The following is a 15,747-nucleotide window of genomic DNA, read 5'->3' on the forward strand; positions in this document are numbered from 1 at the left end:
CTGTGCGAAATTGGATAAAGTTATCCGCTGGAAGGGTAAAAACCGATGAAGAAAGTGAGTATCAGTGACGAAGCAACGGATGCGCAGGACGCGGATATTGGATCGCGCCTGAAACGGATTCGTAAGGCGCGCAATATGACCATCACTGATTTGGCGCAGCTGGCGAATGTGTCTGCTGGCGCTATCAGCCAGATCGAGCGCAACCTGACCAATCCCACCGTGCGCGTGTTAGAGCAACTGAGATTAGTGTTGAAAGTGCCACTTTCAGCCTTTCTTGAAGAGAATCAAACCAACCTGCGCGGCGCGGAACATTATGTGCGTCGCGCCGTTGAGCGGCCGCATTTCAATGTCGGCAAGCGCGGGATCTCCAAGGAGATGTTGTCGCCGTCAGGCGATCACGATTTGCAGTTTATGTTCATCAATGTGCCGCCGGGCGTGCGTTCCGATGAGATGTTAATGGGCAAGGGCGAGAAGGCCGGTTTGGTGATGGAAGGTGAGCTAACGCTGGAGATTGATGGCGACAGCACCATCTTAACTGCGGGCGACAGCTTCCAGTTCCAGAGCCATTTACCGCACAACATTTTTAACCATAGCGCGAGTGAAGCCAGAGTATTGTGGATCATGCACATTCCCTCTGAACATCATTTGTGATTTCGTCACCGACGTGGCGTGCAGGACTTGAGACGATGCGCATAAAAATCAATGCAGTAGCAGACAGTGAACGCTTTCCCGAATCCGTTGATGTGATAGTCATTGGCGGCGGCATTATTGGCACGTCGGTGAGTTACGAACTGGCAAAACAGGGCGTTTCCGTGGCGCTGTTTGAAAAGGGCGTGATCGGCGGCGAGCAATCCGGTCGTAACTGGGGCTGGGTGCGCCAGCAAAACCGCGACCTGTATGAGCTGCCGATGGCGATGCGCAGTTTGCAGCGCTGGGACGAGTTGAGCAGCGAAATCGGCCTCGATCTCGGCTTCTCGCGTCAGGGCATTACTTACGGCACGCAGAGCGAAAGCGACCTGGCGCGCTGGGAAGCGTGGGGCAAACAGGCGAAGCAAATTGGTTTCGTTAGCCATCTGATGACTGCGCAAGAGACGCGCGAACGCATCGGCAACAATTCTCCGTGGATTGGCGGCGTGTGGTCGCCCAGCGATGGACGCGCGGAGCCGTCACTGGCGGCACCGGCAATTGCGACTGGCGCGAAAAACCTTGGCGCATCAATCCAGCAAAACTGCGCGGTGCGCGGCCTCGATGTTTCCGGCGGACGCGTGACCGGCGTCTGGACCGAGCGCGGCCTTGTGAAAGCCAATCGCGTGATCTGCTGCGGCGGCGCGTGGAGCTCACGCTTCTGCAAGCAATACGGCATCGAACTGCCGAGCGCCAACATTCTGGGTACCGCGTTCAAAACCACGGCGGCACCTGAAGTGATCACAGGTTGTCTCAGCACTGGCGGGTTGTGCATCCGCCGTCGTCAGGATGGCAGCTACACCGTGGCGCTCTCCGGGCGCGGGCAGATTGACCTCGCACCGCAAAACATCCGTTACGCCACCAAGTTTTATCCGATGTTTCGCAGCAAGATCGCTAAGAAGCTGAAGATGCGCATCAATGGCTCGTTCTTCAACGGCCCGGAAGCCGCCGGTTCATGGTCTAACCAAGGTGTGTCGCCGTTTGAGAAGATTCGTACTCTCGATCCGGCACCGGATAACGGCATTGTGCAGGAAGCAATGCAGGCACTGGTGCAGCTTTATCCGGAGTTGAACGGCATTAAAGTGGATCACGCGTGGGGCGGCTGGATTGATACCACGCCGGATCTGGTGCCGGTGATTGATGAGATGACCAGCATGCCGGGCTTGTTTATCGCCTCCGGCTTTAGCGGCCACGGTTTTGGTATTGGGCCGGGCGCAGGCTTGCTGTGCGCGCAGATGGTGAATAACAAACCGCTGTTCACCGATATGAAGCCGTACAGTCTGGCGCGTTTCGCCAAAGGTCAGGCGATCCGTGAACCGCAGATGATGTAATCACAACCCCGCCACCGTAGGGTCGTCATTCATGACGACCTTACCGCTGACCGCACGATACTTTCCAGGTCGCCATAAATGGCGACCCTACAAATTACACATCTAACCGATGAATCACGTTCACAAACTCATGTACGCCGCTGTTAATTTCCCGCAGGCTGCGTGACAGCACGCTGATTTTATCCTGCTCGGTCACCACAAACTGCTTCACCTCATTAAGCTGTTGCTCCATCTGCGCAATCAAACTGGCGTTGTGTTCCACCACCTGCGTAATCTGCTTGGTGGCGCTGGAGGTGGATGCCGCCAAACGCCGCACTTCGCCCGCCACCACGCTGAATCCACGGCCCGCTTCACCGGCGCGCGCCGACTCAATCGCCGCATTTAGCGCCAGAATATTGGTTTGTGAGGCAATCAGGTTGATGGTCTCGACTACCTCGCTAATGCTCTTCGCCGAGGCATTGAGTTCGGCACCAATTGCCGTCGCCGCATTCACCTGCACCGCCACCAGACCGGAATTGCGGATGGTTTCATCCAGCACTTCATTGGCGTTGTCGGTGATTTGTGAGGTCTCTTCAGACGTGGTCAGCGCGATGTCGGCCACACGCTTGGCAGCTTCCACGCGCGCGGTGATATCCGAGGCGATTTTGATCACCTTGTAGACCTTGCCATCCGCGTCATAAACCGGGTTGTAGCTGGCTTCAAGCCAGATGCGTTCACCGCTGGCGGTTTTGCGTTCGAAGCGGCCAACAAAGTGTTCACCTTTGGCCATCTTGCGCCAGAAGTCCGGATTTTCGCGGTAGAAGTTATCGAAGCAGAAAATACGGTGATGTTGCCCAACCACCGAATCCAGCTCATATCCCATGTGCTTCAGGAAATTATTGTTTGCTGTGAGGATTTGACCCTCCGGCGTAAATTCAATCACCGCCATGGAAAGATCCAACGCGGTGATCACCGCTTCTTTATGCTCCAGCTCCTGGTGCCGTTCTGTAATATCCGACGCCACCTTGATCACTTTGTAAACATGGCCTTTGTCATCGCTCACCGGGAAATAGGTGGCGCTGAGATAGAAGCGCTGGCCTTGCTTATTGAAGCGTTCAAAGATGCCGGTCACCGATTCGCCCGACGCCAGCGTTTGCCAGAAGGCGAGGTAGTTGGAAGATTGGCTGTGTTGCGGGCTGCAGAAGATGCGGTGATGTTTCCCCTGAATCTCATTCAGCTGGTATCCGGTGGTGGCAAGGAAGAGATGATTGGCAGTAAGAATCTCGCCGTTGGGCGTAAATTCGATCCATGCCACATGCTGTTTGATCGCATTGATATCTTTAATCACATCACCACTTTTATAAAACGGCAAGGTAAGACTCGACTTTTTCACACCAAACATGGGAAGCCTCAGGCGATTATTGTGCTGTTGAACGTAAGGCGTGCAGCACCAATCTGCTCACGTTCAGGACGTGTCGCTTAGGCTGCCCGCAGATCCCCTTCGCCGTACACTTGAACGTGTCTCTGCGCGCCGCAGCGCCGCATGGGGGTATTTAATTAACCGACCTGATGTTTTCAAAGGTACCGATCAGAGCGTAGTCGAACTCTGCATCGTTAGTTATCGGCGGCCTTTTTTAAAGGTTTAATTTAAATGCATGTAAAAGAGTTGTTCATAAACTTCGGTTAATTTGCTGCTGCAAACTGGCATAACGCCACCTTCCTGACTAAACAGTTAAACGTCCTTGATATTTCCCTTACGCATTCCTGATGCGATGTTGCGGGTTCGCTTGATGCGCGGACCTAACCTTTTGCCGGTCAGACGACGTAACGCTGGCCCATCACGGAGTTGATGATGAACAACCACAAATCTGCGCTTTCTGCTGTCGCCATCGCTACCTTCAGCGCGTTGCTGACGCCAGCTCCGGCGCTGGCATGGGATAGCCTGACCGTGTTTGGCGATAGCCTGAGTGATAGCGGCAACGTGGGCCGCTTTACCTTCGACGGTGCACAACATCCTTTATATGACGAGATTCTTGCCGCGCATTTGGGCGAGGACTTGCAGCGATCTACACTGGGCGGCAGCAATTATGCGCAGGGCGGCGCGGTGTCGGTGCCGAAGCTCGATCCGGAATTAAATACTCAGGATCAACTGGCGGGATACCTCGCCTCAACCGGCGGCCGCGCTGACAACAACGGTTTGTACATCCATTGGGTCGGTGCCAACGACATCGCCGCTGCCGTCACCAATCCGTTAACCGCCAGTGAAACCATCAGCAACAGCGCCAATCAATCGGTTGCACAGATCAAAACGTTGCTGGATGCCGGCGCGGGAGCGGTAATTGTGCCAACCGTACCGCAACTCGGTTCAACGCCTTATATGATCCAAACGGTGCTGCGCGTGTTAGGCACCGCAGCCACGCCAGCGATGGTGGCGGCGTTTCAGTCGCTGGATAGCGTCACCACGCCAGATAAAGCCGCGCGGCAACAGGCGGTGCAGGATGCGTTTACGCAAGCCGCGGGCGAAGTCTCTTCTGTTCCGGCGGTGCGCGACGCGCTGGCGCAGCAGCTTTACAGCGCATGGCAAGAACTCAGCGAGCAGGTTACTGCGCTCTCCGACGGCTATAACCAGCAGGAAGAAGCGGGACTGGCGACTCTGAATGGCAACATCGTGCGTGTTGATATAGCCGGGCTGTTTGATGAAGTGATCGCTAATCCCACGCAATATGGCCTCACCAACACTATCGGCATCGCGTGTCCGATTGGGACGTCAGCGGATGAGTGTCAATCCAGCACGCCGGGTTTTTCCAGCGCGCAGGATTATCTGTTTGCCGATCGCCTGCATCCAAGTCCAGCGGTGCACGCGATGATCGCCGATTACATTCAGTCGATTCTGGATGCGCCAGCGCAAGTGGCGGCGCTGTCACAATCGCCACTGATGATGGCGCGCGATACGCAAAACACGTTGGATGGGCATTTGCAGCAACAGCGTCAGCAGCCTGCCAGCGCCGGAAAGTTCACGGTATTTGGCGGCTATGCCGGGCAACATGTCGATTATCAGGGCGACAGCTGGAGCGACGGAAATGCCAACACCACCAACTTAACGCTGGGTATCGGCTATCAGATCACCGACAACTGGCAAACGGGTGTGCTGTTCTCCAACACCAATCAGCGCCAGGAACCTTCGTCGAACTACGACTATAAACTGCGCGGCAATCTGGTGGCGCTTTATAGCCAGCTGACGGTGTTCGATCAGGGCTGGATTAACGCCGATCTGCATTATGCCGATCTCGATTTCGACAGCATCGAGCGTGATATCCACATCGGCCCGGCCAAACGTACCGAGCAGGGTAGCACCAGCGGTAAATTGCTCGGCATGCGCGTGCAGACTGGCTGGACGCTGCCAATTACTGAAAATCTCAGCACCGGGCCGGTTGCCAGTTACGCGCTGGATTACGGTCGCGTCGGCGGCTACAGCGAGAACAGTGATAGCAGCACCGCGATGCGCTACTCCGATCAAACCACCCATTCACAGATTGGCTCAGTGGGTTGGCGCATCGACAGCAAACAGTGGGTGGTTAATCCCTGGGCACAGGTGAGCTACAACCATCAGTTTGGCGATACCGATTCCACGGTGCGTGCCGGATTGAAATCGACGCGTACTTCGTTTGAACGCAGCGTTGAGGCGCGCGATAAAAACTGGCTGGATCTGTCGCTAGGTGCCAACGTGCCGCTCGGCGAAACGGTGAATGCGTTTGCCGGGGTTTCAACCGTCGGTGGGAATAGCGATTACCATCAGGTGACCTGGAATGTCGGTGTGAACGCCACGTTCTAAGCATGCAGGCCAGTAACTGTTAGTTGCTGGCCTGTTAATTTATAACGATCACAAATGCTTTCTCTGCTTAGCATCAACCTTGTAATTCCGCGTTACCACTCCTGTTTCGTGCCATGTAAATAAAGAAGTTGTCTGCGATTAATCTGTAAATCGCCTCGCTGCCGCTACGCTTTTTTCCATTAATCATATTGTTGTCTGGCCATGCAAAAATCACATAAGTCAAATGCCCCAATTAGAGTGGTACGCATCAACACATTAATTTTCAGTTACTTATACTCGATGGTGCAGTTACTTTCTCTTAATAGTTAAGGGGTACACCATGGCGAATGCGTCCAGCAATACGAATACCACACCACAAAATAGTGTCACGGCGGCGGCACCGGTTATTCAGATCATAGATATCGAACAGCTCAAAGCCACCGAACCTACCACCGGCGGTGAACTCGCTACGGTGCTGGAGTATAAGCGCGGAACAAAAGCTGGCGGCGGCGTATTTGTTTATGACGCAACAGATACCACATCGCCAGACGATGGTGGGTTGGTGATTGTGACAGCGGGAAAGAAACGCTGGAAAAGGGTGATACTGGATTATAACTCGGTCACCGTGCTGGATTTTGGCGCGGTGCCTGACGGGAAAACCGACTGCATCGAGGCGGTGAAACGCATGTTTAACTGGTCGCAGCGCGTGCTGCCATCAGCAGGGATACGTTTTACAGCGGGCGAATTTAGTATGTCGACGTTTGATATCTCAGATAAAGAAATTAACCGTTTTAAGGTTACCGGTGCGGCGGTCAATTTCGGTTATTTTCCAACAACGACGTTGTTTTTCGACTGGGATACCAAACCTCGTGGTCAACATTTCTTTAAAGTGCAGGCACGCTATGCCGAAATTTCTGGGCTGGTTGTGAAAGGCAAGAGTTCGGACAGCGGTGGTGATGGCGGCACGGCGTTCAATAATGTCGGTTTTTACACTAATACCATTATCGGCGGCCAGTTCTTGCGCGTCAGCAGTATGGAATTCCGCTATTTGGGCGGACGTGCGCTTGATCTTATCGATACGCTGGATTGTAAAATCGACCAGTTCTATTCCCGTGGTTGTCAGGACAGCATTGTTTATGCTCGTTGGTCCGATCGCCAACAAGGCGCGTGGGATCACTCTACGGCAATTGAACTCTCCAATTTTAATTTGCAGGGCGGCACTAAAAAGCCGGTGCTGGATTTACCGCGCTGTACGCAATCCTTTATTCGCAACGGCTGGATTGAACACTCCGAATTTGCCGGTGATCTTTCCAATGGCCAGTGGGTGATTGAGGGATTAGCGATTGAATCCACCGATAACCCATTAAAATTGGGTTATTGCCGCGCCACTATTATTCAAAAAAGTATCCATAATCAAAGTGCTGGATTCGATTACAGTACCGAAGGTATTGAGCCGTGGACGCTAATCGGTGAAGGCGATCGTGGGGTACTGGAGATGTCGGATTGGGGAATCGTTGCGCAAGGTTCATTGAGCTATGACTATATCTCCTCGCAGTATCACATGGATAATCAGGGGAAAGAGGCTGAACAGTGGTTTTATGTCGGGGAATTCGCTTTCTCTAATGCCAACTCGCAAATACATGTGCGCATTATTGGCACCGCACAATTCCTCTCACAAAGTGAAACCCAAACTGACTTTAGTAGCCGTACGCCGGAAGGCGTGGCAAATATCTATCTGCAGGCAAGAAATGGCGCTGAATCTATTGGCAGTTGGTATGGTGAAGGTTCCAGTCCGGTGACCAAAGTGCATATTTCGGGTAATGGTGCCCGAACCAAACTCTATGTGAAAATTGCGGGCTTTACCGCCTATTCCATTGCGCTAGTCGATACCAATGGCAAAGACCGATACCAGGCTGGAAATTGCTTTATTTTCCGTAAAAGCTTCACGGCCTGTAGCGCCGAAGAGAGCACCAGACTGAATGCGGAGAAAGTTGTTGCCTTTGAACAGCACTGGATTGGTAATAAACAAGTTGGCTTTGGGTACAACGACAATAAAGAGTTGTTATTGCATGGTCCGGTGTTCGAAAAGAGCGTGCAAAATCCCGATGGATCATGGAGAACGCGTCGTTTCTTAAAAGTTCGAGTCAATGGAACGGAGCGCAGTATTGAATTGCACAGTGCTACCGATCCCTATTAATTTTATCGAGCCAGCAATCGAGGTTGCTGGCTCGACAATAATAAAATCTACGTGGTTAATTGACGCCAGGGATATGCACATCCGGCAACGTATCGCGTACTTCCCAGCCGCGCAATTTGCCGGGATTTAATAAATTGTGGGGATCACAGGCGCGTTTCATCGCCACCACATCAGCACGCACCATGCCCTGTTTGCCATCTTCAATATGAATCACATGTGGATTATTAATATTCACGCCATTCGTGCGGTAAGTAGCCATAATCGCGTTGAGGCGATCTTCGTCCTGATAACGCACCAGCGGTAAACCGCTACAGGTAATGCTGCCGTTCATATCGCGTAAGAATTCAATGTGCGACATCACCTCATCGGATAATTGCGCTTCCAGCGTTAACGCCTGCTGCAAATAGTTATCCGTCGTGTAAGCAGTTTGCAGGTAAGTTAGCGTCTTATCGATTTTCAGCGCCTGCAGCGTGGTGTGATTCCAGCAATATTCAATCAGCGAATGCCCGCTATTTTCACCTTCGGCAAAATGCAGCGCGTTGCGGCCCCCATGCTGGGTGAGAAGTGCAGGTAATAATCCATCGCTTTCGCTGCCCACCACAGAAATCACGCCATGCGTGCCCGCCACATCGGCATCGGCCAGATCGCTGAAGTAATTGAGTACTGGCGCGGCAAATACGGCAATCTGGCGTTTCACCATGCCCGGCGATCGTGCAATCGCATCGGCAAAGGCCATTGCCGCCGCGAAATCGTTGAAGATATCCAGACGTTCGATCCAGTCGTGACGCGGTGCCAGCGCCAGTTCGATCTCCAGCACAATGCCGTTGCTGCCATACGCGTGATGCAGCAGCAATGCATCAGGTGCCTGCAACGTGATAATGCGCGGCGTCTCTTCCATGGTCATCAGCCGCACCGACAACACATTGCCCGGCGCGGCCAGCGGACCGTAATTAATGGAGCCCACGCCGCCAAATCCGCCGCCAAACAGACCGCCAAGCGTCGCCACTTTCCAGGTGGAGGGCATGCAGCGCAGCTCCCAGCCAAGTGGACGCGTATGCGCTTCCAGATCGCCGAGCCGAATACCCGCCTGCGCACGCACCGTGCCGTGGCCGACGGCGGTCACCGCGTTGAGGCGCGTCATATCGACCATCAATCCGCCGTGCAGCGGAATCAGCTGCCCGTAATTGCCGGTGCCGCCGCCGCGCAGATTGAGCGGCACGCGCTGTTTCGTGCAGGCCGCGACGATCAGCGCCAGCTCCTGCTCATCACGCGGACGCACCGCTAGCTCGGCAAACTTCTCTTCCAGCTGCGGTTTCAGTACCGGGCTGAACCAGTGGAAATCGCGCGACAGACGTTTGACCTTCGGCGCTTCTTTAATCCAGTCAAGTTCAGGCAACGCCGCGACCAGCGCCGCCAGTGCAGACTGGCGATCAGAATCAGACATGTTTATTTCCTGTGGTAAAAGAGGGTTCCGTAGGGTCGCCATTCATGGCGACCTGGTAAGAAGGTCGCCATGAATGGCGACCCTACACGTCAGCTGGGGCTTAATTCACTCTCATGCCACGCCGCCAGCACGCGGCGCGTCAGCCACGACATCAGCGCGAACAGCAGAAAACCGGCCAGTGAAATCAGCAGCAGCGCGGCGAACATCAGCGGGATATTGAGCTGATAACCGGCCTGCAAAATCTGGTATGCCAGCCCGGTATCGGTGCCGCCGGTGCCGGCGACAAACTCTGCCACCACTGCGCCAATCAGCGACAAGCCACTGGAGATGCGCAGCGCGCCGAAGAAGTACGGCAGCGCCGAGGGAATACGCAGGCGCAGCAGAATCTGCATGCGCGATGCGTGATTGAGGCGGAAGTAGCTCAGCAATCCGGGCGACACGCTACGCAATCCTTGTGTGGTATTGGAAATGATTGGAAACACTGCCATCAAAGTGGCACACACCACCAGCGACAGCGTGGTGTCTTTCACCCAGATGATGATCAACGGCGCGATGGCGACAATTGGCGTCACCTGCAGGAACACGATGTAGGGAAAAAGGGCGGTTTCAATGAAGCGATTTTGCACCAGCAGAAACGCCACAATCGAGCCGATGACAATCGCTACCGCGAAGGAAATCACGGTGATTTTCAGCGTGTAGAGCAACGACATAAACAGCGTTGGGAAGTTCTGCACCAGACTTTGTGCCACCACTAACGGCGACGGCACCAGAAACACCGGCACCTTGAAGGTGGTGACCAGAAACTGCCACAACAGCAGCATGGCGACTGCGACGATGGCGGGGAACAGCCACTGCTGAAATTGCCGATGGCTCGCTAACGGTTTCATCATTGACTCTCCTTGCTGGCCGCCAACAGGCCGCGTTGTAGCTGTTGCGCATAGTGCGTGAAATCCTGGCTGACGCGGAACTCATCGTCGCGCGGCAACGCCGTTTCAATGCGAATGTCATCCACCACGCGTCCGGGGCGCGCCGCCATCATGATCACGCGCTGCGAAAGGAATACCGCTTCCTGAATCGAGTGGGTGACAAACACCACCGTCAGCTTCTGCTCCTGCCACAAATCCAGCAGATCGCTGTCCAGCTTGTTGCGGGTGATTTCATCCAGCGCGCCAAACGGCTCATCCATCAGCAGCACTTTCGGGCGCGTGACCAGGCCGCGCGCGATCGATACGCGCATCTGCATGCCACCAGAAAGCTCGCGCGGCAACACGTGACCAAACTGGCCGAGGCCGACCAGCTCGAGGATCTCGCGCACGCGAGTGTCCGCTTCGGCACGCGGTACGCCGGCCAAATCGAGCGGCAGACGTACATTTTTGTGCACGTTGCTCCACGGCATTAGCGTCGCTTCCTGAAACACAAACGACAGCGGCAGATCGCGTTGATTCTCCCGCCGATCGCGGCGAAACAGCATCAACTTGCCATCGGTGGGCTCAATCAGTCCGGCGATCATTTTCAGCAAGGTGCTTTTGCCGCAGCCGGACGGGCCGAGCAGCGAGACAAATTCGCCCTGACGGATAGTGAGATCGACCGGCAGCAGTGCGCGCGTGCCATTGGGATAGATTTTTTCCGCTGATAGCACCTCAATCGCCGGTGGCGCCGCAGAACGCGGCAACGCTTGCGCATCGGGATGCAGCAGCGTCAGATGGCTGGCTGTATTCATGGCAGAACCTTGACGTCTTGAATGAATTTAAGCGTGTAGCTGCCGTCAAACGGCACTTTAGCGGGATCGATCAGCTTGGTATCGACCAGCAGCTGCCAGGTTTGCTTGAGGCGCGCTTCGGTCATGATGCCGATGCCGCCGGTTTGCGCATCGCCGCCGGTCAGCATCTGGTATTTCTTCATCTGCGCGATGCCGAAGGCGATCTGTTCATCGCTCATCTGCGGGTTCTCTTTCTTGATCAGCACGTTGCCCGCACTCGGATCCTGCAAATAGTTTTTCCAGCCCTGCATCGATGCCTTCACAAACGCCGCCACCGCTGCCGGACGTTTCTCAATGGTCGATTTCATGCAAACGATGCTGTTGCCGTACGGCGGATAGCCCCAATCGCTGATCGGATAGACATTGGCCTGCGCATTGGCTTTCTGCACCGCAAACGGTTCGGAGGTGATGTAGCCTTGCTGCACCAGATTTTTATCGGCGAGGAATGGCTGAATGCTGAAAGTGTAAGGCCGCACGCGGGCATTTTTCAGGTTCAGCGCGCTCTGCGCCCACGGCCAATATGAGGTGTAGGCTTCTGCTGCCAGCAGGAAGGTTTTGCCCTGCAAATCGGCCTGATTTTTCACATCCGGATGAGTGAGAAAGGCAATCGCCGAGTGCTGGAAGGTGGTGGCAACCGGCATCGCTTCAACGCCTTGCTGCCAGATTTCCAGCGCCTGCATGTTATCGCTGATGATACAGTCGGCCTGACCGGCCGCCATCAGCTGCATGGTGTGCACCTGCGGACCGCCCATCTTGATGGTGACGTCGAGGCCGGCATCGCGATAGAGATTCTGCGCCTGCGCCTGGTAGAAACCGCCATGTTCGGCCTGCGCATACCAGTTGGTCATAAAGGTGAATTTCTCCGCCGCCATGCTCGGGGCCGAGAGTGCCAGCGCAAGCGCGGCCACAGTGCTCAATGTTTTTTTCATCGTTATTCCCTAGCGAGGTGTTAAAAAGGCGGCTGCGTCGTTGTGATCTAATACTTTGCCTTGCCACTGGCCGGTGCCCCACGCCGGTTCGGCGCGCGTTACCCACGTCATCTGATGCACTTCGGTGATCACCTGCGCCCAGCTTTCTGCCAGCGAATCGAGGATCGCTGCGCCTTGCTCGGGCGTAGACGGCAAAGGATCGCCAATCACGCCGCTTGGACCGAAATCGTAGGATGCCCACGCTGCCATCGGTTTGTTGGTCGATAACGTCGGGCAGGGGAATTCTGGCGGATAGTTGGCAACGGCTTTGTCCATTTGCACGGTATCGGGCGCGAGCGCCAGCATCAGCGCAGTTTCCGCATGTCCCGCGTGCATCGCCATCTGCCGCTCTTTGTCATCCATAAAGCTTTCAGCGCAGTTCGGCACTTTGAAAGTGTCTTGCATGATGATGATCATGTCGCCGTGACGCAGACGCAGTTCGCGCGCCGCCATCTGCAACGGTTGCGGCTGGCCACCGTGGCCGTTAACCATCAGGAATTTGCGGAAACCAGCGCGATAAAGTGATTCGCCAATCTCCAGAATGGTGTGCAGCAAAGTTTCGCCGGTGAGCGTCAGCGTACCGGGAAAATGCAGGTGCTCATCCGATTTACCGTAGGTGATCGGCGGGATGGCGTAAGCGGGGATCGCTGCAGGTAAGCGCGCCAGCGCATGGCCGACCACGCCGGAGGAGATCACGCTATCCACCGCACACGGCAGATGCGGGCCGTGCTGCTCAATTGCGCCGGTCGGTAACACAATCACCGTGTTGGCTTTATTTTCCAGCGTGGCGATGTCGGTCCAGCTCAGGTACGGCAAAAAGCGGTTTGCCGGAATATAACCATGCAACATTTCAACTCCTCGTGTTATTGCGGCAACCACGCCGTGGCTTCAACTTCAATTAAGACGTCCGGACTAGGCAGCAATTCGCTGACCTGCACCACGGTGGAAACCGGCGGCGCATCGGGGAAAAATTGCTTACGCGCCCGGCTGTAATGGGGAAAATGGTCGAGGTTGCGGAAGTACTGCACCAGTTTGAAGACATCGCTCATCTGACCGCCGGCGCTTTCGATGGTGGTGCGGATGCTCTCCAGCACGTACCAGCTCTGCGCCAGAATCGGCCCCTCTTTAATGTCGGTGGAGAACTCGCCGGTGCGGCCAAGCAGTTGTTGTGCCGCAGCGGGAATGTCGTCATAGCCGCGCACAATGGTGGCGGTTTGCGGGTTCACCGGAATAATGCCGGAGAGGAAAATGAAGTCGCCCGCGCGTCGCCACGCGGCATATTTCGCCAGCGGTTGTCCCGCTCCTGCATCAAGCGCCATCTGTTGTTTCTCCATAACGCACACCCATTTTCAGCCGATAGCGCTGACGTTGACGCAACGGCCAGCTCGCCACATCGGCATGCGGAAAAACCACTAAATCATTGGCCAGCAGCGCGCGGCGTTGGCAGATCAGCGCCGAGGCCCGATCAAATGGCGCGCCCAGTTGCAGGCTTAGCACACCGCTAAACAGCGTATCGAGCGGGTCGTAACTGCCAAACGGGCAGAACGCGTCCTGCACGTTATCAGCGCCGAGCAGCAGTGGAATGCCAAGCGCCTGCGCCTCTTTCACCAGCGTTAACCCGCGCAGACGCGGCGTGCGGTCAGGCACCGCGTCCTGCAGCAGCAGGTTGGTGAGCGGCAGCGCAATCAATGTCACATTGTGCTGCGCCAGCACGGCCAGAATCTGTTCTGCATCGTCTTGCTGCGATAGCGCGCAGCTGTGGCTGCAGGTAATCGCGCCGCTAAACGGATGCTGCTGCAAATACTGCGCCAGCCAGCGTAATCCCTGCGCCTCAACGTTAAGTTCTTCATCAATATGCAGATCGATATCCAGCTGCCACAGTTCGGCGGCCTGCATCAGATGCTGAAACGCCTGCGCATCCCAATTGCTGCTGTGAATAAAACCGCCTAACAGCGCGCCGGGACCGCTGGTCGCGACCTGCGCAGCGATATGCTGCGCATCGCTGGCATCGGCGAAAAAGGTGAGTGGCGCGAGGGCCACGCGCTCGATGCTGCACAGCGGATGGTGCAAGTCGCCAATCACTTGCCACGCTAACGGTGCATCGATAGAGAACCAGTCGATGTGGGTGCGCAGCAAACCAACCCCGGCTTCCACCGCCCAGCGCAGCGCCTGGCTGGCGCGCTGCTGTAAATCCTCGGCGTTCCAGTGCGCGCGGTCCTGATGCATGGCGGCAATCGCTGCCAGCAAACCAGGCTGTTGCGCCGGGCTGCGCTGGATAGTGAAAGTTTTATCCAGATGCGCGTGCGGCTCGATAAACGCGGGTAGCACCAGCGCGCCGTTAAGCGGCAGATAATCAGCGGGTGCTGCTGCGCTGTCGGGTTCGAATTGCAGGCCTGCGGCGTGGAAATGTAAGGTCGCCAGCTGCGGTTGATTACTCGTTTCAGGCCAGTTTTCTGGCAGCAGCCAGCGGGGTAAACGTGCGCCGGTCGCACCCGCATAGCCGCTCATAGATCCAGTACCAGCAGCGGAGAATGGGCGCGCGAGCAGCACAATACGATGCAATTATTGGCGGCACGCTCTTGCTTACTCAGCACCTCATCGCGGTGATCCGGTTCGCCTGCCAGTACGCCGGTGATACAGGAACCACACATACCTTGCTCGCAGGAAAGCGGTAATTCGAGTCCTGCATTCTCAAGCACTTCAGCGATAGTTTGTTGCGCGCCCACGGCAAAGCGTGCGCCGGAGGAGGCGATCTCCACCTCGAACGCACCGCCCGCCGTCACCGTCGTTTTGGGTTGGAAGCGCTCGCTGTGCAACTGTGCTTCCGCCCAGCCGAATTGAAACGCGAGCTGCTGCAGATGATCCATAAAGCCTACCGGACCGCAGAACACTAACGCCGCGTTCTCTGGCTGGGTAAGATCGTCGGGAACGCGCTGACGCAGGCTATCGCCTTCGCTGCTGTAGTGAATGACGACGCGAGCGCCGAGTTTGCTCAGGCGTGGGCTGAAAGCCAGCTCGTCGGCGCGTTTCAGGTAAAGGTGCAGAGTGAAATCCGCCTGACGCGCGGCCAGCGTTTCGGCCATCACCAACAGCGGCGTCAAACCGATACCGGCGGCAAACAGTAGCGTGCGCGGCGCCTGTGGCAGCGGGAAGTGGTTGCGCGGGGCGGAAATCTGTAATTCATCGCCGACTGTCAGCTCGTTGTGCAGCCAGCGCGATCCGCCGGTTGAACACTCATCCAGACGCACGCAGATTTCATAATCATCGGCTGGCGCAGAGCAGAGCGAATACTGGCGTTTCCCGCCGTCGGGAATCAGCACATCAATATGCGCGCCCGGCGTGAAGGCGGGCAGTTGCTGTCCGCTGCGACTCGTCAGCGTCAGTAACACATTGCCTGCACCGTTGAACTGCTTTGCGATGACGGTGACGGCGAGAAAATTGGATTTCATCATCTTTCTGCCTGAGCAGGGATGTCGTCGGCTGCGAGACCGCGCAAACCCTTGTTTTTATCATGACAGCGATTATTATTTTGCCCTTGTGTAAGCGTCCATCTGTTTAATTCGCATGATGCGTT

At 55.7% G+C, this 15,747-nt stretch carries 13 protein-coding genes; 4 read left to right on the top strand and 9 right to left on the bottom strand.

Features of this window, described 5'->3' with window-relative positions; translation table 11 throughout:
• Positions 1-45: 45 nt before the first annotated feature.
• The gene (locus AC6I8A_RS20975) at positions 46-651 is read left to right on the top strand and encodes a cupin domain-containing protein (RefSeq protein WP_497819104.1); all 606 of its coding nucleotides are present in this window, start codon (positions 46-48) and stop codon (positions 649-651) included.
• Between the two features lie 35 nt (positions 652-686).
• On the top strand, positions 687-2,015 hold the full coding sequence (locus AC6I8A_RS20980; protein ID WP_479485342.1) for an NAD(P)/FAD-dependent oxidoreductase: 1,329 nt from the start codon (positions 687-689) through the stop codon (positions 2,013-2,015).
• 94 nt (positions 2,016-2,109) lie between these two features.
• Here the strand turns inward: AC6I8A_RS20980 and AC6I8A_RS20985 are convergent, their stop codons facing one another.
• The gene (locus AC6I8A_RS20985) at positions 2,110-3,396 is read right to left on the bottom strand and encodes a methyl-accepting chemotaxis protein (RefSeq protein ID WP_265298434.1); all 1,287 of its coding nucleotides are present in this window, start codon (positions 3,394-3,396) and stop codon (positions 2,110-2,112) included.
• Positions 3,397-3,846: 450 nt separating this feature from the next.
• Here AC6I8A_RS20985 and AC6I8A_RS20990 point away from each other — a divergent pair, with 450 nt between their 5' ends.
• A complete protein-coding gene (locus AC6I8A_RS20990; protein WP_256699143.1) occupies positions 3,847-5,826 on the top strand; it encodes an autotransporter outer membrane beta-barrel domain-containing protein in 1,980 nt (659 codons plus the stop codon).
• Between the two features lie 319 nt (positions 5,827-6,145).
• Positions 6,146-8,002 (top strand): putative phage tail protein, encoded by a 1,857-nt coding sequence (locus AC6I8A_RS20995; protein ID WP_497819105.1) that lies wholly within the window; start codon positions 6,146-6,148, stop codon positions 8,000-8,002.
• 55 nt (positions 8,003-8,057) lie between these two features.
• Here the strand turns inward: AC6I8A_RS20995 and AC6I8A_RS21000 are convergent, their stop codons facing one another.
• The 8 genes from AC6I8A_RS21000 to AC6I8A_RS21035 all read right to left on the bottom strand — a co-directional run bounded on the left by AC6I8A_RS21000 (position 8,058) and on the right by AC6I8A_RS21035 (position 15,625).
• A complete protein-coding gene (locus AC6I8A_RS21000) occupies positions 8,058-9,446 on the bottom strand; it encodes an FAD-binding oxidoreductase (RefSeq protein ID WP_497819106.1) in 1,389 nt (462 codons plus the stop codon).
• Between the two features lie 89 nt (positions 9,447-9,535).
• The gene (locus AC6I8A_RS21005; RefSeq protein WP_101761439.1) at positions 9,536-10,336 is read right to left on the bottom strand and encodes an ABC transporter permease; all 801 of its coding nucleotides are present in this window, start codon (positions 10,334-10,336) and stop codon (positions 9,536-9,538) included.
• Positions 10,333-11,166 carry an ABC transporter ATP-binding protein gene (locus tag AC6I8A_RS21010; protein WP_479490631.1) on the bottom strand — a complete coding sequence of 278 codons (834 nt, stop codon included), beginning with the start codon at positions 11,164-11,166 and terminating at the stop codon, positions 10,333-10,335. Before AC6I8A_RS21010 ends, AC6I8A_RS21005 begins: the two co-directional genes overlap by 4 nt.
• Positions 11,163-12,134 carry an ABC transporter substrate-binding protein gene (locus AC6I8A_RS21015; RefSeq protein WP_256698759.1) on the bottom strand — a complete coding sequence of 324 codons (972 nt, stop codon included), beginning with the start codon at positions 12,132-12,134 and terminating at the stop codon, positions 11,163-11,165. Before AC6I8A_RS21015 ends, AC6I8A_RS21010 begins: the two co-directional genes overlap by 4 nt.
• A gap of 9 nt (positions 12,135-12,143) precedes the next feature.
• Positions 12,144-13,022: a creatininase family protein gene (locus tag AC6I8A_RS21020; protein ID WP_256698758.1), complete on the bottom strand. Its 879-nt coding sequence runs from the start codon at positions 13,020-13,022 to the stop codon at positions 12,144-12,146.
• Between the two features lie 14 nt (positions 13,023-13,036).
• The gene (locus AC6I8A_RS21025) at positions 13,037-13,492 is read right to left on the bottom strand and encodes a RidA family protein (protein WP_497819341.1); all 456 of its coding nucleotides are present in this window, start codon (positions 13,490-13,492) and stop codon (positions 13,037-13,039) included.
• Positions 13,482-14,681 carry an amidohydrolase family protein gene (locus AC6I8A_RS21030; RefSeq protein ID WP_497819107.1) on the bottom strand — a complete coding sequence of 400 codons (1,200 nt, stop codon included), beginning with the start codon at positions 14,679-14,681 and terminating at the stop codon, positions 13,482-13,484. The genes AC6I8A_RS21025 and AC6I8A_RS21030 overlap by 11 nt, the downstream gene beginning before the upstream one ends.
• The gene (locus AC6I8A_RS21035) at positions 14,678-15,625 is read right to left on the bottom strand and encodes a PDR/VanB family oxidoreductase (RefSeq protein WP_497819108.1); all 948 of its coding nucleotides are present in this window, start codon (positions 15,623-15,625) and stop codon (positions 14,678-14,680) included. The genes AC6I8A_RS21030 and AC6I8A_RS21035 overlap by 4 nt, the downstream gene beginning before the upstream one ends.
• Between the last annotated feature and the right edge of the window lie 122 nt (positions 15,626-15,747).

It is taken from the genome of Pantoea sp. X-Soil-ISGK-275, assembly GCF_059730795.1.